This is a genomic window from Microbispora sp. CA-135349 (assembly GCF_050947365.1).
Lineage (GTDB): Bacteria > Actinomycetota > Actinomycetes > Streptosporangiales > Streptosporangiaceae > Microbispora.
Map to the genome: position 1 here is coordinate 871428 of NZ_CP192001.1, position 26383 is coordinate 897810.

Here is a 26383-nt window from a genome sequence, read left to right on the forward strand (position 1 = left end):
GTGGCCTTCCTCGCCACAGACCCAGCAGAAGGTGTCGGCCTGGTAGTTCTCGTCGGTCTCGTCGTCGTGGTTGCTCACCGGGTGGTTTCCTTCCTGGTCGTGTCTGCGTGGGGATCAGCGGTGGTTGTCGATGCCGGTGCCGTCGCAGTCGCGGCACCGCTGGTTGTCGGAGTCGATTCCGGTGCCGTTGCAGGTGCAGCAGCGGTAGGCGTAGACGGGGAACTCGCGCGAGGTCATGTCAGAGGCCCCACTGCTGCATCGCAGCGATGTCCTCGGGGCTGAGCCGCTCGTCTGCTTCGACGCGACGCCGCAGCGCCTTGAGGTACGCCTTTCCGGGGGCCGAGGGGCCGTCGAACTCACCGCGGCGTGATGCCTTGCGCTCCTCCTTGAGGTACCTCCTCTGAGCTGCGCGCCAGATGTTGATCTCCTGGTCTCCCACGGGTGGGTCTCCTTCCTGATCTCGCAAGCGGTAGGGGGACAGCGGGTTTGCTGCGTGCCCGTCCGAGGCTCGAAGTTGGGTGACCGCCTGACGGTCGGGCTGATGAGTGATCACGGTCATTCGGTGCAGGGTTGGGTTCCGGTGCCGTCGCAGGTGAGGCAGGCGGCGTACTGCTCGACGGTGCGGCGTCGCAGGCCGCGGCCGAGCACCATCGCGGTGAGGACTTGGCGCTCGCCGTCGCAGTCGGGGCAGGTCTCGGGTGCCTCGTGCGTGCTGGCGGTGGGGGTCACAGTTCGCCCCGTCCGGTGCAGGTGGGGCAGGTCTGGCGGGTCTCGATGATGACGGTCTGGCCGCCGCGCTTGACGGACTTGAGGACACCGACGGTGCGGTAGCCGCGGCAGGTGCCGCAGGTACGGTGCTGGGACTTCATCGCGGGTTCTCCTTCGGATCAGGGATTTGGCGGGAGCAGGGTGGGACGGGGTCAGGTGGTGCGCTGGATAACCGGTTTGGTCACGTCGCGGTGATCGACCTGCACGCCGATCCCGTGGCCGCGGAGCGTGGCGGCGATCTCTTCGGCGAGGGCGACGCTGCGGTGCCGGCCGCCGACGCAGCCGACCGCGATGGTGACCACCAGGGCCGGCGGGCGGGGCAGGGCGGTCAGCAGGTCCGTGGCGCAGGCGGTCGTGTGGCGGATCAGGCAGTCGGCGCCCGGGGTGGCCAGCACGTGCCGGCGCACCGCGGGGTCAAGGCCGGTGAGCTGGCGCATGGCGGGGTCGTGGTGCGGGTTGCGCAGGTGCCGGCGGGCGTCGATCGTGATGTCTGCCTGTGGGGCGGGGGCGTGGCCGTAGCCGAAGGACAGGACCTTGACCCGGATCATGAGGCCAGCACCCGACCGACGCCGTTGCAGTCCGGGCAGGGCCGGTCCGGAATGTGGTGGACGGTGCGACGGCCGACGCCGTTGCACGGGCGGCAGGTGTGCCAGACCTCGCGGGCGAGCTTCGGCGTATCGCTGGTCTTCTTGCTGAACAGGCCCATGACAGGGGCCCTCCTTCCGGATGGCAGGGGATGGACGAGACGGGTCAGGCGAAGGTCAGCGCCGCGGCCAGGACCAGCAGCGCGACGATGAGGAAGTCCACGGCCAGGCGCAGGCGCCGGTACTTGGTCACGGCCAGGCGGGACAGCAGCCACACATCCGCGGCCAGGTGACCGGCCGCATCGGCGGCCGTCAGGGTGTGCAGGAGCGCGGCCGGGGAGGCGGCGCGAGCGTGGACGACGAAGCCGGTTCCGCCAGTGCGGGGGATACGGGGGCGGACGGCCAGCAGCAGCACCGCGACCGCCACGCCGAGCAGGCCAGCCGCCGCCCACAGGCCGGCCAGCGCCGCGGCGGGCACACGGGTGGTGGAGGTCGCCGCGGTGGTCGCGGCGGTGACGACGGCGAGCGCAGCGCCGGCCCACGACAGCAGCAGCCCGGCTTTTCCGTCCACCCGGGCCAGTTCGGCACGGACCAGGCTCGCTTCGGCGTAGAGGTCGGCCAGCGTGACCGTGTCGGCCGGTGCCGGCTCGACCGGCGGCGGGAGCGTGGTCACAGTGCTCCTCCTTTCGAGTCGACAGGGACGGGGGGTCAGTTCAGGCGGGTGAGGAAGCCGGCGACGTTGTCAGCGGTGGCGTGCAGCACGGTCACGGTGCGGTTGACGAGGTCGGCGGCCGAGACGGGGCGGGTGAACAGGTAGAACAGGGCGAACAGCAGCAGGGCGCGGGCGGTCAGCTTGCGCAGCATCACGGGGTCACCTCAGACGGAGACGGTGCCGTGGTAGCTCATGAGCGCGTCCCAGTCGCGGGAGGTCTGCTCCCACACCGCGACGGCGCGGTAGTTGATCGGCCCGAAGTCGCGGGCGGTGGTGTAGTGCAGGCCCTCGGAGGTGGGGGCGCCGATCAGGTCGGCGATGCGGTCGATCGCGGCCCGCTGCTGGGCGTCGGTGCCGTCCACGTGGATGGAGATGTCGGCGCCGTAGTCGGGGACGGGAACCTTGGGGTTGTCGGCCAAGAACGCGGCCAGGCGACGCAGGCCGGCGATGAACTCAGCGCGGGCGGTCGGGTCGGTCGTCATGACGGTTCGGCTCCTTTGCGGTTCAGGCGGTAGGAGTGAGCTGGTCGAGCAGCTCACGAGCGAGGTCGGGAGTGATCCGCATGCGGCGGACCAACTCATCCGCCGGGATCGGCGCGTTGTGCAGGCGGGAGTACTCTCCGGCGAAGTACCGGGCGTCATCGAGCACGGCCGGGCTGATCTCCGGGCGCGCCGACGATGACGGGACAGGGGCGGGCGCGGGGTCGAGTTCGGCCGGTACCTCATGCGAGGTCGGTAGTTCCGCGCGATCGTCGCCGGAGGTGGCCGGGGCTGGGGGGACCTGGTCGGCGACAAGTTCGCCGTCCAGGACGGCCGGGGTGGGGGTGTGGCTGGCCCGGCGTTCCAGCATCGACATGGCGATCAGGAACGCCCCCGCAGGGGTCGCGGCGACGATCCACCCCCACGCCGAGGGTTCGGCTTCGGCGAGGTTGGCCGCCAGGGTGAGGACGATCCCGCCGGCCAGCACCAGCGACGGCCACGACACCAGACCGCGGCGGCGCCGGCCGGTGCGCTTGTCGCGTTGGATCTCGCGGGCGGCCATCACGCACATCAGGTCGATGCAGACCGCGACCGCCCACGAGCGCCAATCGGCCTGGCCGTGCTTGGCGGCCAGTTTGCTGATGTGGTCGAAGGAGCCCACCGCCGCGATCACCGCGAGCACGACCACCGGCCCCGAATCGGCCAGCAGCGAGCGCAAACGACGCAACATCACAGACCCCCAACAGGGTTCGACAGGGTTTTCGGCATGAGTCGGGTAGGGACCTGGCGTGATTGAGGGCTCACGGCACGCCCGGAAACGCTCGAAAGCGAAGCGGATTAGACGGGGAGGTCTTCCAGATCCGGTTCGGTGAACTCCTCCACCTCACGCGGGTCGAGGTCACCGGTCGCGGCGGCGCCGCGGGTCAACTGCGCCCAGGTGGGGGTTAGGTGCGCGTGCGCGGCGGCGGCGGCTTCGGCCTGTTCCTCAGTCACGTGCACGCTGCGCATGCGGTGCCAGCGGCCCTCGGAGCCGATGACCACGGCGGTTCCCGGTTTGTCCGGGGAGATCTGCCGGGCGGCGACCAGCGCGCCGGGGTCCATGTCGCCGAGCGCCATCTTGGCGGTCTCTTCGTCGTTGACCATGTGGCAGATCCGCCCGGTGAGCTGGGCACGCAGCGCGGTCACGCCTGAGCCGAGGTCGGAGCCGACTCGCTGCCCACACACCACCAGGTAGATCCCGAACGCGCGGCCGAGCTGGGCCACCCGCAGCAACCGCGTGGCGACCGCGGACACCTCGTCTTGTTCCTTCTTCTTGTCGGCCATGAGGAACAGTTCGGCGACCTCGTCCACCAGCACCACGATCGGGACCGGCCGCTCCGCCTCGGGCAGGCGGGAGTGCCAAATGTTCTTCACCCGGTGCCGCCGGCACAACGCCATGCGGTCTTTGATGATGCCGACCAGGTCGGCCAGCAGGTCCGCGCACTCGGCCCGCTCGGTCGCCAGAGCGGACATCCGCGCCTCGTACGGGGTGAACTCCACCCCGCCCTTGAGGTCAAACCCCACTAGGGCGACCGGCTGCGGCGCCAACCCCACAACGAGGTCATTGGCGAGGTTGGACTTGCCCGACTGGGTTGCCCCGACGTTCAGCCAGTGCGGCACGGTGCGGAAGTCGACCACGAACGGCGCCCCGGTGTCGAGCAGCCCGACGCGGACCCGCAGCAGCCCATCGGACAAGACCGGGATCGTCACCGAGTCGAGTGGATCGACCAGCGTCGCCACCAGGGTGACCTTGCCGGGCTTCCAGCCGGCCAGCCGCACCGAATGGACCTTCCAGGCGTGGGCGAGCTTGTCCAGCACCCGCGTGTAGTCCTCCGGCGTCTGCCCATCGTGCAGGCGGACCGTGACGCGGAAACCGAGCGCGGTCGGGCGGATCAGCCCGAGCCGCGGAGCTCGCTCCACCTCCACCCGGCGAATCTTGCGGCGCTGGCCCGTGAACATCATGACCACCGCTCAGCCCCCCATGTAGGGGAAGCCGGGGAAGGTCCAGCGCAGACGCCGGCGACGCCGCGCCAGCCCGCACCCCGAAGCCACCGCACGCCAAGTGCCGTAGACCATCAGCGCCTTGACCGGGAAACCCAGCACCAGCCAAAACGAGACCCGGTGCAGCCGACGCCACACCAGCAGCGCCACCACCACGACCGCGGCGACGACCGTCGCGCGGATCAGGAAGTCGGCCATACTGGAGTCCTCCTTTCCATCAGTTGATGAGCGGATCGGAGACCCCGGGACGGTCGAAGCCGCCAAGCACAGCCGTCCCGGGACCTACCTTGCGACCGTTCAGACCGCCGGCGCGGGGGCGGGGGCGGGCTCGTTCGCCGGGCGGATCGCCTCGCAGCGAAACCCCAGCCCCGAACGGCCGTTCATCTGCCAGTAGAAGGCCGACAGCCCCACCGGCCGCACCTGCACCCCCTCCGGGATGCGCGGGAAGTCGATCGAGGGGAACGTCACGTTGATGACCGGGTTACGCCGGTCATCGTTCGGCTTCGGCAGCAGCGGAACCACGTACAGGTCCCGCCCCTCCGCGTCCTTCTTCACCTCACCCGTCGCCCGATCCACGATCTTCGGCTCCGGCTCACCCGCGACCGTGAACGACAGGCCCGAGATGTCCACCGGGATGTTGCGCATCTCTGCTCCTCTTCTGACATGTGTCATAACCTTGCGTGCTCTCGTAGCCTAACACATATGTCATAAGTAGCAAGAGGCTTTCGGAGATCCGCTGGTGAGACTGGGCAAGGTAGGGTGGTGACAGAAGTCATAAGCCGAGGCCAAGGCCGTGATATGAACGTGGAGACACCACGAGCCCGCTACCGCCAGGTTGCGGATGAGATCCGGAATGACATCAAGCGAGGCAAGTACAAGCCCGGCTCCGCCCTCCCGAGCCAGCCTGAACTAGCTCGCGCCTACGGACTGAACCAGACCTCGATCAACAGGGCCATCGCCCTACTACGCGCCGAGGGCCTCGTCCGAGTCGAGCACGGCCGCGGAGCCTTCGTACAGGAAATCCCCACCGTCAAGCGGGTACGCCGCATCCCCCGCGGCGACGGCTCCGGGAGCAGCTTCGCCGAGGAGATGCGCAAAGCCGGACTCGAACCTCGCGCTCCACTGGTCGAACTCGCCACCGTCCCCGCGCCGGCAGTAGTAGCCGAACGCCTCGGCATTTCCGAGGGCGATCCTGTTGTGATGCGCAAGCGCCACATGTTCGTAGGAGATCGACCGGTCCAGCTAGCGACGTCATACATCCCAGTCACCATCGCTGGCGGCGAAGAGATCGCCCTCCCCGACACAGGGCCGAGCGGCCTCTACCGCCGCCTCGGCGAACGGGGCCACCACATCGCGCGCTTTGTGGAGGAGATCGAGGCACGGCACCCCTCAGAGGAGGAAGCCCAGTTCCTCAACCTGACGGAGGCTCAGCAGGTCTTGGAAGTCACACGGATCGCCTACACCGCCGAAGACATCGCAGCCGAAACGGTGTTCAACATCTTCCCCAGTCAGCAATGGCGACTGTCATACGAGTGGACGGCAGGGTAGGAGAGCACTCATGTCCGAGCTTCCTCGACACTCCGTAAGTGTCACCGCAGCCGTGTTCCGCGACGACGGACGAGTCCTAGCCATCCGCCGCGAAGATGACGGGCGCTGGGTTCCACCAGGCGGCGTGGTTGAGCTGGACGAGAGCCCGGAACAGGCAGTTATCCGTGAAGTCTTCGAAGAGACCGGCGTCCAGATCAAGCCAGAAATCCTGACAGGCGTCTACAAGAACATGGTTCTCGGGGTGGTCTCACTCACCTTCCGATGCCACCCGGTCGCCGGCGAGGCCAGGCCCAGCGATGAAGCACTTGAGTCAACCTGGCTGACCTTGGAAGAGGTACAGAGCCGGATGCCCGAAGCGAGAGGTATTCGCGTCATGGACGCGCTCCGCGAGGACGGCCCGTTTGTGCGAGTACATGACGGGACACGCCTACTGTAGGCCGGGGGCGATCAACGCTCCTTGCAGGTCTACCTTCTTATCAACGCTGGTCCTGTGACCGTTCGCTCTTCCAAGTAAGCTGCGCCCATGGCGGAGACGGCAAGAAGCGGGCGGGCCCCTCGAAAGCCGAGCGAGCTGCAAGACGTCTACGAGTTCCTAGAAGAGGTGCGGCTTAGACCAGGCATGTGGGTCCGCCGCAGTTCTTTGCAGGACCTGGACTCCATACTGTTCGGATACGCTCTCGCCTTGGAAGTCCATGGTATCGATGAGCCGTTTGACTTCTGGAACGGCGGGCCTTTCGCTGAGTGGCTATGGAAGAGGCTGAACCTGTCGTATCCCAGCGCTCTGGGCTGGGCGGTGGAGATCGAACGGGCAGCCGAGGAGTCCGGTACGCCAGCGATCGAGATGTTCTTCGCACTCCTTGATGAGTTCCATGCCCAACGCGGTCAACCGCAACGTCGTGCAGATAGGTAGCCCCTCTACGGCTGCCCTGTTACAGGTTTCCCTACGCCATCAAGCCGCCTTCGGCGGGACAGCCCCGCAAGACCGAGGAGGGAACGGGGAAGGGAAGGGGAGTCTCAAGAGGGTTCGCGATGGACGATCCAGAGATAGGCGGTGTCCAGAGGAGGACACCGCCGGGAAGTGAGATCGACACTGGGGGAAGCCGCGGAGGTGGGCGACGCTTGCCGGCCCCTGACAGCACCTGATGAAGGGGCGAGGAGGGGAAAGAGGCACAACGCAGCCCGAGAAGCCAGTCACGGCCCGCACTTCCAGAACTGCACGCGAACCACATAGCGATCCACTGGGCCGCGCGCCTCGCCTTCTCCGGCGGGCGTGCGGCCTCTTCGGGCCGACCCGCCGTCGAGGCAGGCGCGCACCGCGCCGGCAAGCGGCGCAGCGGTGTGATGGCGGATTAGACGCTGGTGCCCTTGGAGAGCCCGCCCTAGAACTGGTGGGAACTGGGGGAAGTGCACGAAGACCACGAGCAGGCAGCCCAACAAGCCGAGGAAGCCCGGAGACCAGGGGCGACGCTGGCGACAAATGGTGGGGAAGACGGAAGAAGTAGCAGGCGAAGGAGACAGTGAACGACCTTGGGGCTCCGCCCCAAACCCCGGGGGCGCTCAGGCTCCGGGATGATCGACTCTGCGAGCAGGAGGCCCGTAGAGGGCTGAGGTGAAGCCCTGATCTCCCCGCCCGCCATCGACCCGGGCAGAGCCCAGCAGGCCGACTCCTCCAGGTCAAGCCCGGCTGTGCATGCAGGGCAACCAGCGCGCGAGGAAGCTCACCGGGAACATGTACACCGGAAGCCGGGCTTGACCCTCCGTCGCCGGCCCGCTGCCCCTCCGCGGCGGGGTCGAAGGCAGACGGGAAGATCAGGTTACAGTGACCACCGTAAGCAGTAGTTGATGCTCCTCGCTCCTTTTATCTGCACCATGTGCTACCTCACCAGCGATTGACAGAGCGGCGATAAATGCAACCCTCACAATTGCACTTCAGCGTAAATCGCCCGCAACTCTCCGAGAAGTCTCACGCTGTCGGTGAAGCGGAGATCTCTAAGAGTGCTCATCGCTATTGGATCGCTTGCTTCGCAGGCAAGGACATAACAGAGGTAGAACAAGGATATGCCAGCGGGGAGGATCGATATCGTATTCTTATCCTCACCTCTAGTGCTAGAGGGGCGTTGCAACCATGCATCTACGAAGCGAGCTATAAAATCACTTCGTTCTTCTAAGGTCCTCGTTACTTCGTCCACTTTCAATAGTCCAAGGCGTAGCAAGGGTGCTACATACTTATCGGCCTCGGTGTCTTCGTCGTCCATTGAGATAGGTTCCCCGAAGGTACGGGCGATCCTTTTATCGAGCTCAGCCACAATGGGATTGCGCCGTATGAGATCGCTGATCGTAGCTTGATCCAGGTTGAACGCTTCTGGATTGCTATCTATGCCAGCAACTACTGCAACTTCGTAGTCCCGGAGTTCTTGATTAATGGCTTGAAATTCCGCATCTGCGAGTTCAAGGAGTCCGGCAAGCCGGGAGAATCTCCTGCGCACTTCGGCTGGTGTGCCATGTTGACTCTTGTATCCCAGGTCGTGCTCTATCTCTGCCCAAGCATGCTGCAGAATGGATCGGATTTGCACTTCAAATTTTAGATCGGCAAACGGTTGATATTCGATAAGTTTGCAGCGGTCCTCGTTAAGCATTGCTATGTAGTGGAGCGAGAGATAGCCGAAGCGGTCCGGGTCAAGTAATTTGCGCTTGTCTACCGAATTCTCCCTATCGATGCGAAACTCATCTTCGATTATCTTCGCTATTGCATCAACTTCATTTGGGAAGTAAGTAATGATCCGAACGCCCAGAAGGTCGGTCAGATCATCTACTCCCGCATACTTCTCTCTTCCATTTGATAGCTTCTTTCGTGCGCTCACCTCTTCTTTTATTCGATATGTTATGGAGTGCACTGAGATGTTCCTCGCGAGCGCCAGCGCTTGCAGTAGTGATACCACGATGGGGCCGAGTGGATTCAGCTTCTCAACTAATTCATAATAACGGCTTCGGGGGCTAATTGACTCAAAAGAAGACACGTTGACAACTCTAGCAGCTCACATGGGTAAGATGCCATACGCTCCTCGAATCCGTACCCGGAACGAAGCTGCGAGGGTCGCTATAAGTCGGGGAGGGGCTCCAGCTATGCGACCAGCACGGGCCCTTGCCTTTCTGAACGCCATTCACCTGGGAGATTGTCTACTTACAAACATGGGAGGTCCCGCACCCCTTTCAAGCGAGGATGGGAAGGGCTCGGGCACGTGACCGTGCGGTGGCTCGCAGATCACTCAGGCACTCATGGAAGCGGTGGCGTCGGTTTTGGTCGAGGTTCAGTGGAAGGTCCAGTTGGGCGATCAGTGCAGACTCGGCGATCCAGGGCTCGGGATGTTCGAACCAGCACACTTGGGCGTACTCGGCCATCCACGCTGTCAGCTCGCGCTCTCCAGCTTGCCCGAAGGTCAGACGCTTCCCACTGCCCACGCGGCGGAGCTCGAGCCCAAGTAGGCAGCCCAAGGTAAGCCGCAAAGTGGAACCCTCAGCGTTCCCGCGGTAGTGGTAGCGGATCCGGGTGCGCAGGTTTTGCCTGCTTGATCGGTTCGCCATTCGACGTGGAGCGATGCCGACGTAGAGAAGACGGCCGGCGGGCAACTGTGGGTCAGGCGACCGGTCGAAGTGCCACCCGTAGACGCCAGGGGCGGCAGGAATCGGGCTAGGCCGGCTCAGCGAATCGTTTGCACGCCACAACTTGTCGGGTTCTAGGAGCTCAGCAGCGTCCATCGCATCTCCTACCTGGTCACTGGTGGAGAGACTAGAACACAATGACGGGCCCACGCGCGGCATGTTGGGGCAGGGGATGGCCTCTTTGGACGAGATCCACCGGAGTCGCAGAGCAGAGCGCGGCCGCACCCCTTCACATCTCGACTGGTGACATCGATCGATCTTTGCGTTATGCATAGTTAGAGTCCCATGCAACGGTCCATACTGCGCCGACCTGCGCCGGCGCGAGAGGGAGCCATGCCCATGACGCAGCAATCTCTCTTTGCGCCAGATCCGGACGCTGTGAGTCACAAACCGGCGGGAAACCGACCGGTACGTATGAAGCTCTTGATCGTTGTCAAAGCGGCGCCGAACCCGTCACAGACTTATGGCGAAACGGTCTGCGTTGCGGCGCTGCGACTGGATCCGGAGAAGAATCAATGGGTACGGCTATACCCCATCAACTTCCGAGCCCTCGAAGATCCAAACACATTTCGCAAGTACGACATAGTAACCCTGGAGGCAAGACCCGCCAGCGCCGATCCCCGACATGAAAGTTGGCGCCCGATTATGCCAACCTTGCGAACGGTCGGTCATCTCGACGGTTGGCAAAAACGACTACCATGGATTTCTGACCACATCGAAGAGTCGATGTGCGACCTACTTAACGCGGTCCGGGCTACCCCGCCAGCGCGGTCGCTAGCAGCAATCCGACCTCGTCGGATCGACGGGTTAGATATTGAGTTGCACCCTGGATGGACCAAGGAGGAACAAACAAAAATAGACGCTTACGTTCGGCAAGACGCTCTCTTTGAGAGCGGACCGCGCACAGCTCTCGAAGCCCCCCGTTTCCGAGCTTGGTATCGCTACCGATGCCACGCTCAATCCTGTAGAGGGCATCGCCAGGGATTGCTGGACTGGGAATTCGTTGCTCATCAGCGACATCTCAGAGGAGACGACGATGCTACCGCGCAGCGGAAGCTACGGGAGCGCTGGCTAGAGGAGATCTGCGCCGCGAACCGCGATACCATCTTGTTTGTTGGCAATCAGGCAAAGAGGCAGCACGTGTTCAGCATTCTAGGGGTCTTCTATCCTCGCCGTTAGTGCGGAGCTGCGAGGAGATCTAGTCGAGAGTTTACCTGGTCGAGTACCACTTGCCGATGGCACCTGTGTTCGCTGGCCTCGAAACACAGGACACCCGTTAGGCCCTTTTGTGCCATTATCACGATGCCGTCGATAGCTTCACCTGCCTCCGGTGAGCTGATCTCCTCCGCGTATGAAGCCATCGCCTCAGCAAGCTCTCTTCCTTCGGCACCGAACCCAGCTCGATTCCACTTCGGGTTACCAAGCTGCGGGAAGTGTACGTAACTAATCCCACACCCGGCCAACGCTTCCGCCAAGCGCCTCTTACTGAAACCAGGTTTACGCGAGATCGGGTTCAGTCGAACGTCTACTAGAGTCTCCAAGCCCATCTCGACTACACCTCGAACGAACCCGTCGAGATCAAGTCCTTCGTATCCGAGACCGACGACGCCGCCGCGTTCACCCATGCTCATAGTGCATACCCTTTCATGCAGATGCTTTGGCCCGCTTGCAAACCTCCACACCTCATCCCGCAGGCGCTCGACGGAAGCCTCGAGTCACATCCTCATAGACGCAAGAGATACCGAGCTCTTGCAACAGGTCGAAAAGGTCGGCACTAGGGCGATGGGGCAGCAACAGAGTGATCTTAGGCGTGGGTTCGATGTGGCGTCGGTAGTCGAGAAGTTGACCGATGCCCCGTCGGATCGCATCTCGAGTTGCCGTTCCCTTAGCCTCATACAGCTCGTTCTCTTGCTCATCGTAGAGGTCTGTAAGCAGAGGTCGGGTTTCGCCGGCCGGCAGGATGCTCCAGCGCTGCAACGGTCTACCTAGGAACTTGATGTACCTGGCGCAAAGCTCAGCCTCCCGCCGCTCTGCGGTTGTGGGTGACGATCCGCGGCTTGCGAAGGTAGGAGAGTTGTGACTCTCCGTGGAGATCAGCTTCGCTTGCGTCTCCTCGCTGGCATCTCCTACGGCGCTACGGTCCACGTCCCGCTGGAAGGCATCCCCCGACGGGCGAAGCCTGAAGACGAAGACTGTCCGCAGTTCCCCGGCCTCGTCGGGCGCCTCTTCAAGGAAGTAGGGACTCTCGCGGTCGAGCTCAAAGCATCCGATGTAGCGATGGGTCTTCTTCGCGGTCCCTGGGACCACACCATCAGCTACGAATACCCGCAGGTCATGCCCCTTAGCCTGGTGTTCGAGGATGGCGCGATTGCCCGCACTCCAGACCTGATCACCTAAGCGGCCCTCACCCGTGTAGAGGAAGACTGTGCCGTCTTCGTTCCATCCGTCGAAGTTGTAGCCGAAGGCTTCGCCGCGTGCAGGGTCCGAGTAGATGAAGGTGTTGGCGGTACTGCTGGACGGCTCTATCCCGCCATACTTCGCCCCGCCGTACCGTGCCATACGCTCGTCGCGGGTGAGCGAGGCACCAAGAGCGGTGTCCCATCTGCTGCTGATCACGGAGCCACCGTACGCCTCAGCAGGGACAGCAGCGAGCGAGTTGGACCTCTACCTAGCCCGAGTAACAGGTCAACTCGCTACGCGAGGCCCCGGTCCCAAGCAGCTTGTCCGCTATATCTACGCGCACGCGCGCGCGTAGCACAACAGCGCAACGTCCCGCAAGTTCGTCGACATGGACGCGGCTACATCGTGGTTGCCACATCTCACCTCCCGAGCTGTCCCACCTATCTACCTAACGTGCGCGCGCACGCGCGAATACCACATACGTGAACCTCGAAGCAAGAGGTTGATTCCGAACCGTTAGAAAGAGATCGCCTAATAGTTGTTCGCAAACCCGCAGGTAGTTCTGGGAAAACTTGCCGGTAGTTCATGGCTTACTCTCACCCAAAAATGGCGGTATATGCTCAAGCCGGTGGCGGTTCTTCATGTCCCATCGAGGCCAGGTCGGGTTTCGGGCTCACCTTCCGAATTGCCGCTACGAATGAAGTAACTCGCATTGCATTTGTCTGCTCTGTGACGGGTGAAAATGTTCGGACTTGCAATCATTGAGCGCCTGTCTCGAGTCTCATTATGGATGCAGCTTTATGCGTGCAAATATCTCGTCCATGCGCCACAATACCCATTGCTTCTGAGATAATTAATGCCATTCCCGCGTAGCTAGGACCTTGGTGGGGCGTAGCGCTTGGTCTTGCAAAAGGGGCGGCCAGGCGCGACAGGCGCCACCGGGTTGATGGGGTGTCCAGATCGGCACGAGCGGTGCTACTCTCCCGCGCGCAGGCGTTCTAGCACCCTCTGTGCGGCCCTGTAAAGCCCGCTGACGCGCGAACTTGGCGCCGGATGAAAAAGGATCTACCCCGAGCCTTCCGTGTCGCACGAGCGCTCTGGGGCGCGCTAGGCTACGGCTTAGCGGTTGATCAACGGGGTCCGCCGCAGCGGCCATCGGCCTGTCGCCGGAAACGGCGACGGCCTCCCGCGGGCACGGGAGGCCGCCCTTCACCACAAAGTACAACCCGAAAGGGGTCATACTTGCTGACCATCGTAGCGAGTTTGGTCGCGGCTGGCGAAGTCGCCGTGCCTGGTATCGGCTCGTACGCCGCACTGATCCCGCAGGTCATCGACCTCGTGATCAACATCTGGACCGACGCGAAGCTCTGGTTCTTCGTGATCAGTGCCGCCGTGTTCGTCTTCGTTGTTCTCCCGGCTGTTTGGTCGGGCCAGCCGGAGCGCCGGCAGGCAGCGGCCGAGATGTTCGACCGGATCCTTCGGTTCCGCCGGCGGCAGTGACGACGGCGAAGGCGGTCTCGCATCAGCGGGGCCGCCTCACCCTCCGGTCCGAGTCAGGTGAAGATGCGTGACCAACTGAGTGACGACCGCCACGAACGGCCGCGAACTCTCGCGAACGGCGATGAACAGTCTCGACAGCTCAGGTGGTGTTTTCATCCAGCTCACGTCACCGGGGAATTGGCTTCGCATCGAAGGGGTCTGGGGTTCAAATCCCCATAGCTCCACCACGACGAAGGCCCGTCAGGTGATCCATCTGACGGGCCTTTTCGCTGCTCAGGGTTACCGCTACCTGCGGGCTGTTCGCCGCCGCAACCGGTCGGTACGGCTACAGCCTCGGTGGGCAGGAGTTTTATGCGATGTGGGCGCCTGCGGGTGGTGTCCACACGACCGGCAGTTGTTCTGTCGCCCTTTGGTAAGCGCGCTTGAGGGTGGCGTGCCGGGCGGCCACAGTGTCGCCGGTCTGCGCCATGAGTACGTCGCGGAGCGGATGACGCGATTCGATGAGGTCGTTGTTGCGCCGTTCGAGCCAGGGCATCCACGTTTCGTGGGGTGCGTGGTCCCGTTTCGCGTCGTTGCAGGGCTTGCAGGACAGGACCAGGTTCCAGATGGCGTCGACGTCGGGGCCGTTCCACCGGCGGGTGAGCAGCTTGTAGGGCAGGACGTGCTCGACGATGGGCCTGGTTGCGGTGCCCTGCGCCATGAGCTGGTTGCAGTAGGCGCAGCGGCCGTCCTGGTATCCGTTGAGGGCGGCGACGACGCCGGTGACGCTCTTGCGGCGCTGCTTGGTCTGCAGGACCAGGTGCTGGGTATTTGGGTCGTAGACCAACGCGGGGGTCAGGATGGCGTCGGATATACCGGTCGCCCACGCCGTCTCCACGAGCCGCCAACGGGCAGCGGTTTCGGCGTCGAGGTCTTGGGCGTGTACCGATCGGGCCAGGTCGAGGAGTTCATCGCGCAACACGAGGCCCGGGGTGGCGGAGTTCTTGCGCTGGTCTTCGTAGTAGCGCACCGGTGCTAGGGCGCCACCAATCTGGGGGAAGGCGTCGATGACGTTGGTGAAGCCGAGCTGGACGGTTCGCCGGTGCAGGCCGTCACGGTCGAGTTCGCCGGCGTTGAACGCGCGGCAGGCGTCCAAGAACCTGCTGCGGGCGGCGGTGCCCTGTCGGGGTTGGCGCTGCAGGGCGTGACAGATCAGTTCCGCGTACCGCGGCGCTAGCTCCTCGAGCGTGACGCGGTCGCGGCCGGTGGCGGCAACCTCCAGCAGTGTCGCGCCGAAGGCGAACTTGTAGGTGGCCGAGTTGGCGCCGTACAACACGATGGCGCGCCATACGCTCTCACCGGTGACCACGCCGCGTCGGTAATCCACACGGGCAGTATGGGCCAGGAGGGCGACATTGTGACCCAGGAACAGACGATCATCTACGGCAAGATGGTCCGTGACCGGATACCAGAGATCATCGGGGCCGACGGCCGGACGGCCAGGGTACGCGTCCTTGGTGAGTCGGAGCTGGTCCCCGCGCTGACGGCCAAGCTCGCGGAAGAGGCCGAAGAGCTGCGCCAGGCAGGTCCCGGCGATCGCCTGGGGGAACTAGCCGATATCTACGAGGTGCTGGCGGCCCTGACCGAAACACTCGGATTCTCTGACGAGCAGGTCCAGGAGGCGGCACGCCACAAGCGGGCCGAGCGGGGCGGATTCAGCCGCCGCCTGTGGCTAGACGAGGTGACTCCATTGGCTAACGCCCCTCACTAGTCGCGCCCGTTGCTCCCATCTCGCATCCAAGGCGTCAGGGCTCGCCAGCGCAGGGGTGTCGGCCCCAGCGAAGGGCATGCGTCGTATACGCGTCGCCGTGACCACTCACTTCGTCGTTTTCGGAGTATTCGAGCAGGTCAAGCATTATGTGATAGCTCGGTAGACAGAGCTCTGTAAAACCGTCGGCTCAGCCTACCCAGGTTCGAACCCTGGACCTGCCACCAGCAGAACAGCAGCTCAGAGGCCCTCCGGGGCCTCTTCTGCTTTCCCGGCCTGTGCAGCAGTACGCCACCCTGAGCGGCCGTCTGCCGCCGGTCCACCGATCTGCGGCAAAGCGCGGCGTAGTACATGCAGGCGAACAGGGACATGAGTCGTCGGCCCGGGCGCGTGTGCCCGCGTAGGTCAGGGGCGAAGCCTGTGCGGGCCCGCTGAGGCCGGCGCCCGTGCCGCCCTCCCGCCATGCGCGCCGCCACCGCTCTACCGACCGCTGAGTGACCCGCAACGCCTGGGCTACTGCCGCGTTCGGACATCTCGGCTGCTTGCAGCCGTACCTCCTCGCGGCGCCGCTGCTTCTGGGGGAGGTGAAGCCGCCGCCTTGGCATACCGCATGCCTTGGTCATGCAGACCAGATCAACCCTCGTCAGCGCATCGGCAAGACGCGTTTGAGTTGCGTAGCGCCTCACGGCGAAAACAGATACGGGCATCCCAAATTCGAGCGTCGTTGACAGTGGCGACGGCAGTGTTTCACCCTGGCGCGCAGGAAACAGATTGCTGTACAGAAAAGGCAGAGGGTGGCTCGTGAGTGACGACCCTGACGGCTGGAAGACGGAACACCGGCTGAGTCATCTGATGAGTTACCCGTACGTGAGCTTCCTCATTCAGCAGGCGGCCCAAGGCGCACAGAAGCAAATTTCCGCGGAAAAATTCCTAGCAGTGGTCGGCGGCTCGATCGGAGCGGCCACGGGCATGCCCTTGCTCGGCACGATGTTTCAGGCCGGCTCTGTCTTGGCGCAGCTGTATGGTGCCATGGGGGTCAAGGTCCAAAAGAGCCGGCGGGCCTCCTACCAGCGCCCAATTGGTCAGGTTATCGTCGCCTTACTGTGCGCGCTGGCCCGAGGAGGATATTCCGTAAACCAAGCCCTGCAGGACTCGTCCGGCTGCGCGATAAAGGCTCACCTTCCGTCCAGCTGGCTGTCCTGGAAAGGGACTATCAGCGCCGCCGTCGCGGGAGATGCCAACAGGACTTACCTGGAGGTGGGCATCCATATACCCGGCCAGGCGTACGACTGGGGTCGAAGCAACAAGATATTGGTCTCCATGTTCTCGGAGATCGAACGCGATATCGCCTATTGAGGCTTCGCCGGTAAGTGGTGATGACGGTATCCCTCGGAAAGCTCGCTGCCACGCGCCTCGTGCGTAGTCGATTCAGAAGTTCGTGATGACGACGGCGTGAGGACTGCCCGCGCGCTGAGGAACGGCGGTCAGCTGGACGGCGATGCGGCGGTGTCGTCATCGCTCACCAAGCGGCTTGTTCCAAACCATGATCTCGGTCGCCGCGAGACGCTCCGCGAAGCGGTCGCTGGGTGACGCCTGTTGCAGCGCCGCCCGCAGGTCCCGTTCGAAGTCCTCCAGCCTGTCCCCGAACAGGTGAGGGGCGGAGTCGGATCGGGAGAACACCCACGCCACGATGTCGTCCGCGGTGCGATCGGTCACCGCTCCGGCCGCCACGACATGTCGTTTGAAGTTCTCGAACCCCGCCCGCGCCAGGACGAGGTCCTCACGATCCGGCGTGCCGTTGACGAGCGTTCCCTGTCCCGCCCGGCGTATCGGCCCCAGATACCGACGCACCAAATCGCTGATCTGCGCGTACGGGGGAGCGGGCAGCGGCAGCGGCGCGGGCTCGGCGGGGGAATCCTTGAGGTCGCTCATGTGGACGAAGGCGCCTCCCGGCTCCAGCATGTCCAGCACGGTCGCGGCGACGCGATCTCGATCGGTCCAGTGGAAGGACTGGGCGAACACCACGACCCGGAACGTGCCCAGACCGGCCGGCAGGTCCTCGGCGCGGGCAGCCACCCACCGCGCGTTGGTCACCCCGCGACGCTTGGCCTGTCGCTCGGCCTCGGCCAGCATGTCCTCGTCTGGGTCGATGCCGACCGCCTCGCTGAAGAACCGCGCCAGAGGGAGAGTCACGGTGCCCGGCCCGCAGCCGACGTCGAGAAGCCGGCCCCGACCATCCAGGCCGAGCATCGCAGCCAGGGTTTCGGCGAATCCCGGAGCGTACGGCAGCCGGCCGCGCTCGTAGTAGGCCGCGGACCCCTGAAACAGGGTGCTGTCCCACTCCCATCCGTCAGGCATGCCAATTCTCCCCACGCGTTGGTGATGCCGTCGATAGATACGTACTCATCGGCGACGCCGCAGTCAGCCAGGTTCGAGTCCTTCAGGTCTTGTCGCCGTTCGATTCATCACGTTCAACTCATTCCTACGTGACGTCGTGTGGCGAAGCCGCCCTTTCGGGCAGCTCCACGGGACGGGACCCCTCCTCCAGGAGGGCGTGACGCAGGCCCGCGTCGGCCGCGAGCAGGCTCCGCCGGCCGTTGGTGCGTCTCCTCAGCGACGGCCGAGAACGGCGGACACCTTCGCGGCCCGGGAGTTTCCGGGAGCGGCCGAAGCTGCGGCGGGCGAAAACACCAGCGCCAGTGAGCCGACGGTCACCAGGCCGGCGCTCACCGCCTTATCGAGCAGGTCGGCGCTCTCCTTCGGCACCAGCCGCGTACCGGGAGCCGAACAGGGCTCGGCCGGCGACACCGAGGCGGCCAGCGTGCTCAACGACACCGGGAAAGACGAGCTGAAGCACGCGAAGGCCTTCGCGGGTGAGCTGTCCAGCCTCGGCAAGCAGTGTCCTACGTTGAGTTGACCACTCCAGATGCCGGGCAGCCGGTTGCCGTCAGGCCAGTGCCATGCACACCGCGAACGGGACGGGGATGAGCGCAGCCGCGGCAAGCCATGCCATCGGCCTTCGTCCGCGCCGAAGCGGCAGAATCACGTCGATCGCAACCACCAATGCCACGGTGAAGACGCCCGTCACCACCAGGAGGAGCATTACGACGGACGAGTGATCGAGAATTGTGTAGTTGCAGTTGACGAGACCGGTTTTGCCGAAGTCTTCCGCGCTCCTGCAGTCCATCGGCAGGTATTGAGTCAGCAGCCACCACGCCAGGTAGAGCGGCGCGCTCGCGGGCACGCCGAGGGCGAGGTTCACCAGAACGGGAATCCAGAAACCAATCCCTGTCCCTTTCCTGCGCTGGGCACGTGCGTCAGTCCTGGATCGGATCATCGCCCCGCTCCTTCTCGTGCTCCGGACAGCCGCGGTGCCTGCCCCGGCGTCGAGGCCGACCGGGCCGCGGGCTCGACGGGTGCCCAATACTCATGGGAGGGTGACATTCGAGGGCAGGAGGGCGCTTTGATAATGGCCAGCGCTGCGTCATTGGTCATAACGATCGTCTCGTTGGTTGTTCTGTTCTTCATCATCTACGGGGCGGTTCGGTTGGCGCTCAAGCATGAGCGGCTCAGCGCGCAGCGTGCGCAGATGATGCAGAACCCCGGATACGGCAGCCCGGTGCAGCCGCCTTACGGGCCTCCCCCTGGGTACGGTCAGCAGCCGCCTTATGGGCCTCCCCCTGGGTACGGTCAGCAGCCGCACAGTTGACAGTCCAGCTCTACAAAGGGGTGGAGGCGGTGGTCCTGGGCACGAAGGCGATGCCGTCGAAGTGCTCGGCGAGCACCGTGGGCATGTAGCTGAGTTTGTAGGTGAAGCGCCTCGCCACCGCGCCGCCGTAGCTGCGCATCCGGAGGGGTTCACCGAGCCACCGCGCCACGGCCTCGGGCCGTGGTTCGCCCCGCAGGTCGATCAGATGGTTGCCCGGATGGGCGGTGGCCAGGTGAGCCTCCACGATCATCGAATTCCGCACGAGTGGGACGCGGAAGGTGACCGGAGGCCTGGCCGGGTTCACCTTTCCGAATCGCGGTTGCCGGGCCCGGAACTCGCCCTCGCCGAAGAGCACGCCGAGTGCGTAGTACGCCTCCCCATGGCGCTGTGTGAGGTGCCTGCCCATGGTTGGCACCGACCCGCCGCTGTGGCTGCCCTTCATGATGTGGCCGTTGTGCGCCAAGAGAGCGACCTTGGCGTTCGGGTCGGCCAGGAGCAGGTCGAGGTTGTCGGCGAGATAGCGGTCGCGGGCGACGCTCACGGTCTCGGCGGGGTCTGGATGCCGGAACGGCCGGCTCGCGAGATCGGCGCTCTGCCGCACGATCCGCGCATGCGCCAGCGCCTCATCCCGTTCGGAGCCGGCGGCACGGCCGGTCAGGCGGTCCTCCACGCGGCGGGCGTCGGCTTCGATCCGCCGGGCGAGCGGTGGGCCGACCCCCAGGCGCTTGCCGGCGAGGGGAGCCAGGGGGCCGAGCAGGCCCGGAGCCTCATCGCCGAGGTAGGTACGCAGGGCATCCAGCGACGCGGCCGGATACTGCGGGTCGATCCCCACGAACCGTATCTTCCGTGAGGCGGTCCGGTTGTGGTCGCGCAGCCACCGGACGACGGCCAGCATCTCCGCCGTGTACAGCGTCCAGAAGCCCAGACCGGCGAGCGCCTCGACCGGATCGCCGGAGCCGCCCCGCACGTAGTCGTCCACTGCCGGGGAGGCCGAGGCGCTGGCCTCGACCGCGATCGTCGTGAAGCCCAGCTCCTCGACCAGGAACTCCAGCAACCGGTGCCTGACCAGGAAGAACTCCCGGCTGCCATGTGTGGCCTCGCCGATCCCCACCACCCGCACCCCGTCCAGTGCGACGCGGAGCGGCGCCAGGTCGGAGATTCCGGTGCCCGGTCTCAGACCGCTCAGCGGTATCGCCCGCGACTTCAGCCATTCCGCCACCTCGTCCTCGGTCGCCTTGCCGGGCACGGTGCTCCTCACGGTCGGCAGTCACCGAGGAGGCTACAACGATCAACCTCGTACGGGGCGAGAGCAGGGCGTGACGTTCAGACCGGCTCCCCGGAAACGGTGCCGGCCGGCAGCTCGCCCTCGGACTGATCGGCGACCTGCCCGATGGTCAGCCCCGACTCCAGGCACCACCACTTCGCGCCGTTCGCGGAGGCGGGTCTGTCTCCCGTCACCTGTTCCACGATTGTCTTGATCAGGGTCGTGGGTGGGTATTGCTGCTCGTCATAGGCCCATTTGAGAGGCCGGAAGGCGTCTGCGACCCAGGTCGCCCTACCACGCCGGGGATCCTGCCCGACCCACTTCGCGATCTCCTCGAACGCGGCAGAGAACTCGGGCGCCGGGGGCTCGAGCCGCAGGTGGAGCACGGCTCCGGGCTCGATCAGTCCCCTCTCGACGATCCGGCGAACCGCTCTCGTGTTGCGCCCGCTCTCCACGGCTCGGGCAGCGGCCTTGGCCTTGTCCTCGCGCATCGGCTGAACGACGAAGTCCTCCGTGCCGGGCACCGGATACAGAGTGGTCGAGGTCAGCACGGGGGAACCGCCCGCCAGCCATGCCTGGACCTGAAGGAGCTTGATCTCGATGCCCATCTCGTTCAGCCAGACCACCGAAGAGAGGACTTGGGGAGGAAACCGCCTGGCCACGACGATGATGCGAGGCTGCCGGAGAATCTGGGGGTCGAGCTCCTCGCCGCCGGCGTGCTCTCGAAGCCGGCGGACGGCTTCTTCCTCCGTGAGCGGCTCTCCGCGCTTCTCCGAGAACCTCGCCAGTATCCCCGCGAGATCCTGCTCCGTCAGTCGCGACACCATCGCCGCGTAGGTGAGCGCCTGAAGGTGCACATCCGTCGGCGCGTCGTCACGCTTCAGTTCGATGACGACCAGCCGCCCTGCCTGGTCGAGGGCCAGGAGATCGAGACGGTCCTTGACGGGCGCTCCGTCCGCCGACGCCCATCGGTCGTGTTCCTCGGTCAGAACCAGCAGTCCCTCCTCCACCAGTTCGGGGTACGTGATGATCCATTGCTGGAGGTCCTTGCGTTCGGTGTACTGCAGTGCCTGCAGCGAGACGGCTTTCGCGCGCGTCGGTCCCGAGGGTCCGAGAGCCAGCACGTAGGTCCCAGCCATGCGACCTCACCTTGGGGGATCAGGAGGAGCAGCCGTAGCTCCTGATGTCCCGGTGGCTACCGGGCAAACATGTCCCCCCTCCGAACGGGAAGGGGGGACGGGGGAATCAGGCGCGGAGCGCGCCGAGGGCGATCTCGACCTGCTCGGCGACGGTCGACTGGTCTCCCATGGTCTTGGCGCGCAGGGTGGCGCCCTCGAAGGAGTCGATGAGGAAGGCAGCCAGCGTCCTCGCCGGACGGGCCGAGGTGATCTCGCCGGCCTCCTGACCTGCCCGCACGGTGCGGGCCACGTCCTCGGTCCAGTCGTCGAGGATCTCGCGGACCGCCGTACGCACCTGGTCGCCCGCGCTGCTGCTCTCGCCGGCGAAGGTGCCGAGGAGGCAGCCGAACTCCACGCCGGTGTCGCGGGTCCGCTCGATCATGGACAGGAAGTGGGCGCGCAGCCGTTCCAGGGCGGACCCGTCGCCGTTGAGGACGGCGTGGTTCGCGCCGTGTGCGTAGCGCCGCACGATCTCGACGGCGAGAGCCTGCTTGCTCTCGAAGTGGTTGTAGAACGACCCCTTGGGCACGCCCGCGGCGCTGGTGATGTCCTGCACGCTGGCGCCGTTGAACCCCTGCCGCCGGAAAACGTCCTCGGCGCTTTCGACCAGCTTGTTCTTCACGCTCACCTGAGGCATGGCTTCAATATGACCGTTCGTCTTGGAGTTGTCAAAAATCAGACCGGCTGAACGTGCTTCACGCGGCGGTGGGGCAGGGGGAGCAGAGCGAGCGAGCGGACCGCGATGCCGCCGACGACGGCGGTCGCCAGTGCCACCACGAGCCAGCCGATCGCCGTGTGCAGCGGCGACGGAGTGAGGGTCAGCAGGCGCACGCCGTACGTCGCGCTCGCCGCCGTGGTGAAGGTGAAGGCCCAGAAACCGAGCGCGAACGGGATCCGCGCGTACCTGCGGAGCAGGAACAGGTGGGGCAGCAGCAGTGCGGCGAGGGTGCCGAGCAGCACCTCGTGCACGGTGTCCGGCTGCGGGCCGGCGATCGCCCACCACGCGTTGCCGGCGACGGCGGGCGGCGCGGAGAAGATCGCGAGCGTCGGCATGAGCGGTCCGGGCAGCTCGGGGCCGGTGGCGAACCGCACGAGGAGGACGGCTCCGATCAGCAGCCAGAAGAGAATGCCCACGGAGAACAGCGCGGTGGCCGCCGCCCGATGGCCGACGGTCGCGAGGGACTGCGCGGCGATGAGGGAGGCCGCGACGGTCGGGAGGAGATATCCGCCGTGCAGCGTCGCGGGCTGACGCGGCGTGGTGAGCATCGAGGCGACGAACCACGCGCCGAACAGCGCGGTGATCGCGAGCATCGTCCAGACGAGCGCCGTCCCGAGACCCGGGAGGTACGTCGCGAGGTGCGCCGCGAGGAGCGAGCCGGTGGTGGGGGCGAGTGCGGCGAACGGCCCGAGGACCGGGTGGCGCAGGTCCTCGGCGATGTCGCCGAGGCGGGTGACCCGCGCGCCGTATCGGGCGAGGGTGCCGGCCCACACGGCCGCCGCCGTCCCCCAGAGGGCCTCGCCGACCGCCGGCGGGGCGCCGAGCGCGAGGCCGGCCGCCGTCCAGGTGCCCGCGAGTCCGGACAGTCCGAAGCCGATGCCGAGGGTGTTGAGGGGGAGCCGGGCGGGGACCGGCGTCGTGCTGGCCATGGGGGGCCTTCTTTCTGGTTGCGCCGCTCGCGCTCTTGATCGAGCGGCTGACGGAACAATATGACCGGTCGTCTTAACCGTCAACCGCTCCCCTCCGAAGCGGAGCCGTGGTCAGCGGAGGCAGAAACTCGGCCGTGGCCGCCCGGGTGGTGACGGCCTGACCGGCCCAGGAGCCGTCCGGGACGGCGAGCCGTCCACGGTCCCGGCGCCGCCGTACACGACGACGCCCGGAACGAGCGTGAGGACGACGGCCGCGTGAAGGGCGATGCGCGATCGGCGCATGCACCCAAACTAACGCGACGCATTGAATATTTCGGTCAGGTGGAGATGGTGATAACGGATATGCGCGCCTGGCGAGGGTGAAAAACCGATTACTAAACTGCTCAATCGTGAGCGCCCAGGCGGAATTACGCGCCGGAGACCAGGACAGGGACCGTATCGCGGAGAGGCTGCGCGGCGCGGTCGGCGAAGGTCGCATCACCCTGGACGAGCTGACCGATCGGCTCGACCGCGTGTACGCCGCACGGACGTACGGCGAGCTGGAGGGCCTGGTCGCGGACCTGCCCGGAATCGCGGCGGGGGACGGGCGGCCGGAGCCGGCGAACGCACTGCTGCTGTTCACCCGGGGGACGCGGGCCGTCAGGAAGGCCGGGCGATGGACCGTGCCGCCGCGTATCACGCTCGACTGCACGTGGCGCACGGCGGTGGTCGACTTCCGGAACGCGAACTGCCCGCACCGCGAGATCGACATGACCGTCCGATGCGACTCGATGTTCGGCGACGTCATCATCCGGGTGCCGGTCGGCTGGCGGGTCGTCGCCGACGAGGTGACCTCCGGCGGGTGGATCCGGCACAAACGCGTGCACAACACCTCCCCGGTGCCGCCCGACCCGGACGGCGTCGTGCTGCGGTTGTCCGGACACATCGGCGGCGACATCTGGGTGCGCTTTCACCGTGTGGCCCGATAGCCGCCCTTCGTTCGAAAGCCGCCTCTCGTCCGAAAACGGCTACGGCGTTTCGGCGGTCAGCCGCCGCGCCTGCTCGCGGCCCACTTCGCCGGCCTGCTGAAGATAGTCGGCGATGATTTCCAGCTGCTCGTCGGTGTAGCGCTCGAGCGTCGCGCCGAACGCCTTGCCCGGGGTCTCCCACGCCTTCGCGATGCGCGTGGCCGCGTCGGGAGTCAGGGCGACGAGCGCCCGCCTGCGGTCGTGCGGGTCGGGCTGCCGCTGGACGAAGCCCGCCTTCTCCAACCGATCCACCAACCGGGACGCCGATCCCGACGCCAAGCCGGTGAGCCGGGCGATCTCCCCGGTCGTGACCGGCCCGGGCTCCAGGTCGAGCAGCGCGATGCACTGCACGTCCGTCGGATGCAGCCCGATCCGGTCGGCCATCGCCTGGTTGAACAGCGTGTACGCCGCGTAGTGCCGCTGGCTCTCCGCCGCGACGCGCGCCAGCAGCTCCGCTCGGTTTGACATCGGGCCCTCCACGCCTCAGTTTTATCTTCGTCACGCAGATTCTTTGTCGCGCATCATCTGTGCGGCAAAGCATCTGCGTCACGTCGGCAGTCTATCCGCCGTCGTCCTCGCCCGCCCATGGCCTCGTGCGGCTCATGCCGCGTAGCGGCCCCGGCGCGTGCCCTCATCGAGTCGTCGCCGGAGCATCACCGATCACGATCGAAAGGAATCATCGAGATGACCGTTCTCGTCACCGGGAGCCGCGGCGCCGTCGCCCGGACCCTCGTCGGCCTGCTGCGTCAGCGCGGGCTCGCCGTCCGCCCGGCCTCCAGCCGGCCCGACGGCCCGGACGCCGTCCACTGCGATCTCACCGACCCGTCCACCTTCGCGGCCGCGCTCAAGGGGGTGACCTCGGTCTTCCTGTACGCCGAGCCGTCCCGCATCGGCGCGTTCGCCGAGGAGGCCGTCGGCGGCGGAGTCGAGCACGTCGTGCTGCTGTCCTCCTCCTCGGTCCTCGCTCCGGACGCCGGTAAGAGCCCGCTGGCCAGTTCCCACCTGGACGTCGAGAAGGCCCTCGAGGCCTCCGGTCTCCACACGACGTCGCTGCGGCCGGGATCGTTCGCGAGCAACGCGCTCGCGTGGAGCTGGAGCCTGCGGTCGGGCCGGCCGATAAGCCTGCCCTTCCCCGGTTCCCACAGCGATCCGATCCACGAGGCCGACGTCGCCGAGGCCGCCCTCGCCGTGCTCACCGATCCCGGCCTCGGCGGGCGCCCATACACCTTGACCGGCCCGGAGTCGCTCACCTTCGCCGAACAGATCGGCATTCTCGGCCGGGTGATCGACCGGCCCATCCCCTTCCGTCAGGTCACCCGCGGCGAATGGAAGCAGGAGACGGCCGAGCACATCCCCTCCGCCTACGCCGATCCGCTGCTTGACTGGTGGCAGTCCAACGACGGCACCCCCGTCGAGCTCACGCAGGCGGTGCCCGAGCTGACCGGTCACCCCGCCCGGACCTTCACGACCTGGGCGGAGGACCATGCGGCCGACTTCCGCGTATGACCGTGGTGGCGACGCGGCATAGGGTTTCCGGATGCCGAATCGCCGAATCGCCGCCCTGGCCGCCGCCGTGGTGGTCGTGGCCGCGGGCCTCGGGGTCCGGGCCCTGCTGCCCGGCGCGGTCGCGAAATACGCGGGCGACCTCCTCTACACCCTCCTCGTGTACGCGCTGGTGGTCGCGGCCGCGCCGCGCGCCCGGCCGGTCGTGGCGGCGGCCGTCGCGCTCGCTGTGAGCTGGCTGGTCGAGTTCGCCCAGCTCACCGGCGTTCCGGCCGAGCTGTCGGCGCGCAGCACGCTGGCCCGGCTGGTGCTCGGCACGACATTCAACGCTCCCGACCTGTTCTGGTACGCCGTGGGCGCCGCCGCCGGATACGCCGTCCATTCGGCCTGTACGAAATAGAAGTACCAGTCCGACGGCATCCGCCCGGCCTGCGCCTTTCCGGGGCGGTGTATGCCCTGCTCAATGGCCTTGGAACATTATTCGCATTTCGAACCTCCCGCCCGTAACTGAGAATTTACAAAAGGCCCTTCCTCCCGGTCTTGCCGTCTCTGTCAAGTCGCGTGTAGATGTTGTTCAACTTCGGGATTCTCGCTCGCTGACACGAACCGGTGACGAGGAACCGATTGGGCGCAGTTC

General features: G+C 65.8%; 35 protein-coding genes. 10 read left to right on the forward strand and 25 right to left on the reverse strand.

Features of this window, described 5'->3' with window-relative positions:
* Positions 1-114 precede the first annotated feature (114 nt).
* The 13 genes from ACQPZZ_RS04315 to ACQPZZ_RS04375 form a co-directional block, all read right to left on the reverse strand.
* Positions 115-237, reverse strand: coding sequence for a hypothetical protein (locus ACQPZZ_RS04315; RefSeq protein ID WP_432929145.1), 123 nt, complete (start codon positions 235-237; stop codon positions 115-117).
* Position 238: 1 nt separating this feature from the next.
* Positions 239-439, reverse strand: a complete 201-nt coding sequence (locus tag ACQPZZ_RS04320) for a hypothetical protein (protein ID WP_432929147.1) — start codon at positions 437-439, stop codon at positions 239-241.
* A 116-nt stretch (positions 440-555) separates the two neighbouring features.
* Complete coding sequence (locus ACQPZZ_RS04325) at positions 556-729, reverse strand: hypothetical protein (protein WP_432929149.1); 174 nt, start codon at positions 727-729, stop codon at positions 556-558.
* Complete coding sequence (locus ACQPZZ_RS04330; RefSeq protein ID WP_432929151.1) at positions 726-869, reverse strand: hypothetical protein; 144 nt, start codon at positions 867-869, stop codon at positions 726-728. Before ACQPZZ_RS04330 ends, ACQPZZ_RS04325 begins: the two co-directional genes overlap by 4 nt.
* Positions 870-920: 51 nt before the next feature.
* Positions 921-1316, reverse strand: coding sequence for a RapZ C-terminal domain-containing protein (locus tag ACQPZZ_RS04335; protein WP_432929153.1), 396 nt, complete (start codon positions 1314-1316; stop codon positions 921-923).
* A complete protein-coding gene (locus ACQPZZ_RS04340; RefSeq protein ID WP_432929155.1) occupies positions 1313-1474 on the reverse strand; it encodes a hypothetical protein in 162 nt (53 codons plus the stop codon). Before ACQPZZ_RS04340 ends, ACQPZZ_RS04335 begins: the two co-directional genes overlap by 4 nt.
* Positions 1475-1518: 44 nt before the next feature.
* Positions 1519-2025, reverse strand: coding sequence for a Pycsar system effector family protein (locus ACQPZZ_RS04345; protein WP_432929157.1), 507 nt, complete (start codon positions 2023-2025; stop codon positions 1519-1521).
* Positions 2026-2060: 35 nt separating this feature from the next.
* Positions 2061-2216: a hypothetical protein gene (locus ACQPZZ_RS04350; protein WP_432929160.1), complete on the reverse strand. Its 156-nt coding sequence runs from the start codon at positions 2214-2216 to the stop codon at positions 2061-2063.
* 12 nt (positions 2217-2228) lie between these two features.
* Positions 2229-2546 carry a hypothetical protein gene (locus ACQPZZ_RS04355; protein WP_432929162.1) on the reverse strand — a complete coding sequence of 106 codons (318 nt, stop codon included), beginning with the start codon at positions 2544-2546 and terminating at the stop codon, positions 2229-2231.
* 22 nt (positions 2547-2568) lie between these two features.
* Positions 2569-3273, reverse strand: a complete 705-nt coding sequence (locus ACQPZZ_RS04360; protein WP_432929164.1) for a DUF2637 domain-containing protein — start codon at positions 3271-3273, stop codon at positions 2569-2571.
* 107 nt (positions 3274-3380) lie between these two features.
* Positions 3381-4544 (reverse strand): FtsK/SpoIIIE domain-containing protein, encoded by a 1164-nt coding sequence (locus tag ACQPZZ_RS04365; protein ID WP_432929166.1) that lies wholly within the window; start codon positions 4542-4544, stop codon positions 3381-3383.
* A 9-nt stretch (positions 4545-4553) separates the two neighbouring features.
* Entirely contained in the window at positions 4554-4781 is a 228-nt protein-coding gene (locus tag ACQPZZ_RS04370) for a hypothetical protein (RefSeq protein WP_432929168.1), read from the reverse strand.
* A 99-nt stretch (positions 4782-4880) separates the two neighbouring features.
* Positions 4881-5228 carry a hypothetical protein gene (locus ACQPZZ_RS04375; protein WP_432929170.1) on the reverse strand — a complete coding sequence of 116 codons (348 nt, stop codon included), beginning with the start codon at positions 5226-5228 and terminating at the stop codon, positions 4881-4883.
* A 153-nt stretch (positions 5229-5381) separates the two neighbouring features.
* On the opposite strand from ACQPZZ_RS04375, the gene ACQPZZ_RS04380 reads away from it, so the two are divergent.
* The 3 genes from ACQPZZ_RS04380 to ACQPZZ_RS04390 all read left to right on the forward strand — a co-directional run bounded on the left by ACQPZZ_RS04380 (position 5382) and on the right by ACQPZZ_RS04390 (position 7041).
* Positions 5382-6131 (forward strand): GntR family transcriptional regulator, encoded by a 750-nt coding sequence (locus tag ACQPZZ_RS04380; protein ID WP_432929172.1) that lies wholly within the window; start codon positions 5382-5384, stop codon positions 6129-6131.
* Between the two features lie 10 nt (positions 6132-6141).
* The gene (locus tag ACQPZZ_RS04385; RefSeq protein ID WP_432929174.1) at positions 6142-6567 is read left to right on the forward strand and encodes an NUDIX hydrolase; all 426 of its coding nucleotides are present in this window, start codon (positions 6142-6144) and stop codon (positions 6565-6567) included.
* Between the two features lie 87 nt (positions 6568-6654).
* On the forward strand, positions 6655-7041 hold the full coding sequence (locus ACQPZZ_RS04390; RefSeq protein WP_432929176.1) for a hypothetical protein: 387 nt from the start codon (positions 6655-6657) through the stop codon (positions 7039-7041).
* A gap of 1006 nt (positions 7042-8047) precedes the next feature.
* On the opposite strand, the gene ACQPZZ_RS04395 is transcribed toward ACQPZZ_RS04390, so the two are convergent.
* The 4 genes from ACQPZZ_RS04395 to ACQPZZ_RS04410 all read right to left on the reverse strand — a co-directional run bounded on the left by ACQPZZ_RS04395 (position 8048) and on the right by ACQPZZ_RS04410 (position 12407).
* Positions 8048-9148, reverse strand: a complete 1101-nt coding sequence (locus tag ACQPZZ_RS04395; protein ID WP_432929178.1) for a GTP pyrophosphokinase — start codon at positions 9146-9148, stop codon at positions 8048-8050.
* 193 nt (positions 9149-9341) lie between these two features.
* Positions 9342-10064: a GIY-YIG nuclease family protein gene (locus ACQPZZ_RS04400; protein WP_432929180.1), complete on the reverse strand. Its 723-nt coding sequence runs from the start codon at positions 10062-10064 to the stop codon at positions 9342-9344.
* A gap of 902 nt (positions 10065-10966) precedes the next feature.
* Positions 10967-11422 (reverse strand): DUF488 domain-containing protein, encoded by a 456-nt coding sequence (locus ACQPZZ_RS04405; RefSeq protein ID WP_432929182.1) that lies wholly within the window; start codon positions 11420-11422, stop codon positions 10967-10969.
* Between the two features lie 52 nt (positions 11423-11474).
* Positions 11475-12407: a hypothetical protein gene (locus ACQPZZ_RS04410; protein ID WP_432929184.1), complete on the reverse strand. Its 933-nt coding sequence runs from the start codon at positions 12405-12407 to the stop codon at positions 11475-11477.
* A gap of 1026 nt (positions 12408-13433) precedes the next feature.
* Here ACQPZZ_RS04410 and ACQPZZ_RS04415 point away from each other — a divergent pair.
* Positions 13434-13691 carry a hypothetical protein gene (locus tag ACQPZZ_RS04415; RefSeq protein WP_432929186.1) on the forward strand — a complete coding sequence of 86 codons (258 nt, stop codon included), beginning with the start codon at positions 13434-13436 and terminating at the stop codon, positions 13689-13691.
* 349 nt (positions 13692-14040) lie between these two features.
* Here ACQPZZ_RS04415 and ACQPZZ_RS04420 read toward each other — a convergent pair whose 3' ends face one another.
* On the reverse strand, positions 14041-15057 hold the full coding sequence (locus ACQPZZ_RS04420; protein ID WP_432929188.1) for an HNH endonuclease: 1017 nt from the start codon (positions 15055-15057) through the stop codon (positions 14041-14043).
* A 30-nt stretch (positions 15058-15087) separates the two neighbouring features.
* On the opposite strand from ACQPZZ_RS04420, the gene ACQPZZ_RS04425 reads away from it, so the two are divergent.
* Both ACQPZZ_RS04425 and ACQPZZ_RS04430 read left to right on the forward strand, forming a co-directional pair.
* On the forward strand, positions 15088-15441 hold the full coding sequence (locus ACQPZZ_RS04425; RefSeq protein ID WP_432929190.1) for a nucleoside triphosphate pyrophosphohydrolase: 354 nt from the start codon (positions 15088-15090) through the stop codon (positions 15439-15441).
* Positions 15442-16239: 798 nt separating this feature from the next.
* Entirely contained in the window at positions 16240-16794 is a 555-nt protein-coding gene (locus ACQPZZ_RS04430) for a hypothetical protein (RefSeq protein ID WP_432929192.1), read from the forward strand.
* Positions 16795-16950: 156 nt separating this feature from the next.
* On the opposite strand, the gene ACQPZZ_RS04435 is transcribed toward ACQPZZ_RS04430, so the two are convergent.
* Positions 16951-17796: a class I SAM-dependent methyltransferase gene (locus ACQPZZ_RS04435; protein WP_432929194.1), complete on the reverse strand. Its 846-nt coding sequence runs from the start codon at positions 17794-17796 to the stop codon at positions 16951-16953.
* 196 nt (positions 17797-17992) lie between these two features.
* Here ACQPZZ_RS04435 and ACQPZZ_RS04440 point away from each other — a divergent pair, with 196 nt between their 5' ends.
* Entirely contained in the window at positions 17993-18355 is a 363-nt protein-coding gene (locus tag ACQPZZ_RS04440) for a hypothetical protein (protein WP_432929195.1), read from the forward strand.
* A gap of 30 nt (positions 18356-18385) precedes the next feature.
* Here the strand turns inward: ACQPZZ_RS04440 and ACQPZZ_RS04445 are convergent, their stop codons facing one another.
* From ACQPZZ_RS04445 to ACQPZZ_RS04465, 5 genes are all read right to left on the reverse strand, one after another.
* A complete protein-coding gene (locus tag ACQPZZ_RS04445) occupies positions 18386-18775 on the reverse strand; it encodes a hypothetical protein (RefSeq protein ID WP_432929197.1) in 390 nt (129 codons plus the stop codon).
* Between the two features lie 382 nt (positions 18776-19157).
* Positions 19158-20405: an erythromycin esterase family protein gene (locus ACQPZZ_RS04450; RefSeq protein WP_432929199.1), complete on the reverse strand. Its 1248-nt coding sequence runs from the start codon at positions 20403-20405 to the stop codon at positions 19158-19160.
* Positions 20406-20470: 65 nt separating this feature from the next.
* Complete coding sequence (locus ACQPZZ_RS04455; RefSeq protein ID WP_432929201.1) at positions 20471-21550, reverse strand: hypothetical protein; 1080 nt, start codon at positions 21548-21550, stop codon at positions 20471-20473.
* Between the two features lie 106 nt (positions 21551-21656).
* On the reverse strand, positions 21657-22226 hold the full coding sequence (locus ACQPZZ_RS04460; protein WP_432929203.1) for a TetR/AcrR family transcriptional regulator: 570 nt from the start codon (positions 22224-22226) through the stop codon (positions 21657-21659).
* A 38-nt stretch (positions 22227-22264) separates the two neighbouring features.
* Complete coding sequence (locus ACQPZZ_RS04465; protein ID WP_432929205.1) at positions 22265-23236, reverse strand: hypothetical protein; 972 nt, start codon at positions 23234-23236, stop codon at positions 22265-22267.
* Between the two features lie 389 nt (positions 23237-23625).
* Here ACQPZZ_RS04465 and ACQPZZ_RS04470 point away from each other — a divergent pair, with 389 nt between their 5' ends.
* On the forward strand, positions 23626-24204 hold the full coding sequence (locus tag ACQPZZ_RS04470; RefSeq protein WP_432929207.1) for a DUF1707 SHOCT-like domain-containing protein: 579 nt from the start codon (positions 23626-23628) through the stop codon (positions 24202-24204).
* A gap of 39 nt (positions 24205-24243) precedes the next feature.
* Here the strand turns inward: ACQPZZ_RS04470 and ACQPZZ_RS04475 are convergent, their stop codons facing one another.
* Positions 24244-24711, reverse strand: coding sequence for a MarR family winged helix-turn-helix transcriptional regulator (locus ACQPZZ_RS04475; RefSeq protein ID WP_363645707.1), 468 nt, complete (start codon positions 24709-24711; stop codon positions 24244-24246).
* Positions 24712-24927: 216 nt separating this feature from the next.
* On the opposite strand from ACQPZZ_RS04475, the gene ACQPZZ_RS04480 reads away from it, so the two are divergent.
* A complete protein-coding gene (locus ACQPZZ_RS04480) occupies positions 24928-25749 on the forward strand; it encodes an SDR family oxidoreductase (RefSeq protein ID WP_432929210.1) in 822 nt (273 codons plus the stop codon).
* Positions 25750-25780: 31 nt separating this feature from the next.
* Positions 25781-26146, forward strand: coding sequence for a DUF2809 domain-containing protein (locus tag ACQPZZ_RS04485; protein ID WP_432929212.1), 366 nt, complete (start codon positions 25781-25783; stop codon positions 26144-26146).
* The last annotated feature ends 237 nt before the right edge of the window (positions 26147-26383 follow it).

Bases quoted from the DNA above. Each gene is read 5' to 3' on its own strand.
- ACQPZZ_RS04350 (WP_432929160.1), bottom strand. From the start codon at position 2,216: ATGCTGCGCAAGCTGACCGCCCGCGCCCTGCTGCTGTTCGCCCTGTTC.
- ACQPZZ_RS04485 (WP_432929212.1), top strand. From the start codon at position 25,781: ATGCCGAATCGCCGAATCGCCGCCCTGGCCGCCGCCGTGGTGGTCGTG.
- ACQPZZ_RS04445 (WP_432929197.1), bottom strand. From the start codon at position 18,775: ATGATCCGATCCAGGACTGACGCACGTGCCCAGCGCAGGAAAGGGACA.
- ACQPZZ_RS04435 (WP_432929194.1), bottom strand. From the start codon at position 17,796: ATGCCTGACGGATGGGAGTGGGACAGCACCCTGTTTCAGGGGTCCGCG.
- ACQPZZ_RS04390 (WP_432929176.1), top strand. From the start codon at position 6,655: ATGGCGGAGACGGCAAGAAGCGGGCGGGCCCCTCGAAAGCCGAGCGAG.
- ACQPZZ_RS04365 (WP_432929166.1), bottom strand. From the start codon at position 4,544: ATGATGTTCACGGGCCAGCGCCGCAAGATTCGCCGGGTGGAGGTGGAG.
- ACQPZZ_RS04360 (WP_432929164.1), bottom strand. From the start codon at position 3,273: ATGTTGCGTCGTTTGCGCTCGCTGCTGGCCGATTCGGGGCCGGTGGTC.
- ACQPZZ_RS04340 (WP_432929155.1), bottom strand. From the start codon at position 1,474: ATGGGCCTGTTCAGCAAGAAGACCAGCGATACGCCGAAGCTCGCCCGC.
- ACQPZZ_RS04455 (WP_432929201.1), bottom strand. From the start codon at position 21,550: ATGGCTGGGACCTACGTGCTGGCTCTCGGACCCTCGGGACCGACGCGC.
- ACQPZZ_RS04330 (WP_432929151.1), bottom strand. From the start codon at position 869: ATGAAGTCCCAGCACCGTACCTGCGGCACCTGCCGCGGCTACCGCACC.
- ACQPZZ_RS04380 (WP_432929172.1), top strand. From the start codon at position 5,382: ATGAACGTGGAGACACCACGAGCCCGCTACCGCCAGGTTGCGGATGAG.
- ACQPZZ_RS04400 (WP_432929180.1), bottom strand. From the start codon at position 10,064: ATGCATAACGCAAAGATCGATCGATGTCACCAGTCGAGATGTGAAGGG.
- ACQPZZ_RS04370 (WP_432929168.1), bottom strand. From the start codon at position 4,781: ATGGCCGACTTCCTGATCCGCGCGACGGTCGTCGCCGCGGTCGTGGTG.
- ACQPZZ_RS04480 (WP_432929210.1), top strand. From the start codon at position 24,928: ATGACCGTTCTCGTCACCGGGAGCCGCGGCGCCGTCGCCCGGACCCTC.
- ACQPZZ_RS04335 (WP_432929153.1), bottom strand. From the start codon at position 1,316: ATGATCCGGGTCAAGGTCCTGTCCTTCGGCTACGGCCACGCCCCCGCC.
- ACQPZZ_RS04375 (WP_432929170.1), bottom strand. From the start codon at position 5,228: ATGCGCAACATCCCGGTGGACATCTCGGGCCTGTCGTTCACGGTCGCG.
- ACQPZZ_RS04465 (WP_432929205.1), bottom strand. From the start codon at position 23,236: ATGGCCAGCACGACGCCGGTCCCCGCCCGGCTCCCCCTCAACACCCTC.
- ACQPZZ_RS04315 (WP_432929145.1), bottom strand. From the start codon at position 237: ATGACCTCGCGCGAGTTCCCCGTCTACGCCTACCGCTGCTGCACCTGC.
- ACQPZZ_RS04405 (WP_432929182.1), bottom strand. From the start codon at position 11,422: ATGAGCATGGGTGAACGCGGCGGCGTCGTCGGTCTCGGATACGAAGGA.
- ACQPZZ_RS04385 (WP_432929174.1), top strand. From the start codon at position 6,142: ATGTCCGAGCTTCCTCGACACTCCGTAAGTGTCACCGCAGCCGTGTTC.
- ACQPZZ_RS04460 (WP_432929203.1), bottom strand. From the start codon at position 22,226: ATGCCTCAGGTGAGCGTGAAGAACAAGCTGGTCGAAAGCGCCGAGGAC.
- ACQPZZ_RS04475 (WP_363645707.1), bottom strand. From the start codon at position 24,711: ATGTCAAACCGAGCGGAGCTGCTGGCGCGCGTCGCGGCGGAGAGCCAG.
- ACQPZZ_RS04355 (WP_432929162.1), bottom strand. From the start codon at position 2,546: ATGACGACCGACCCGACCGCCCGCGCTGAGTTCATCGCCGGCCTGCGT.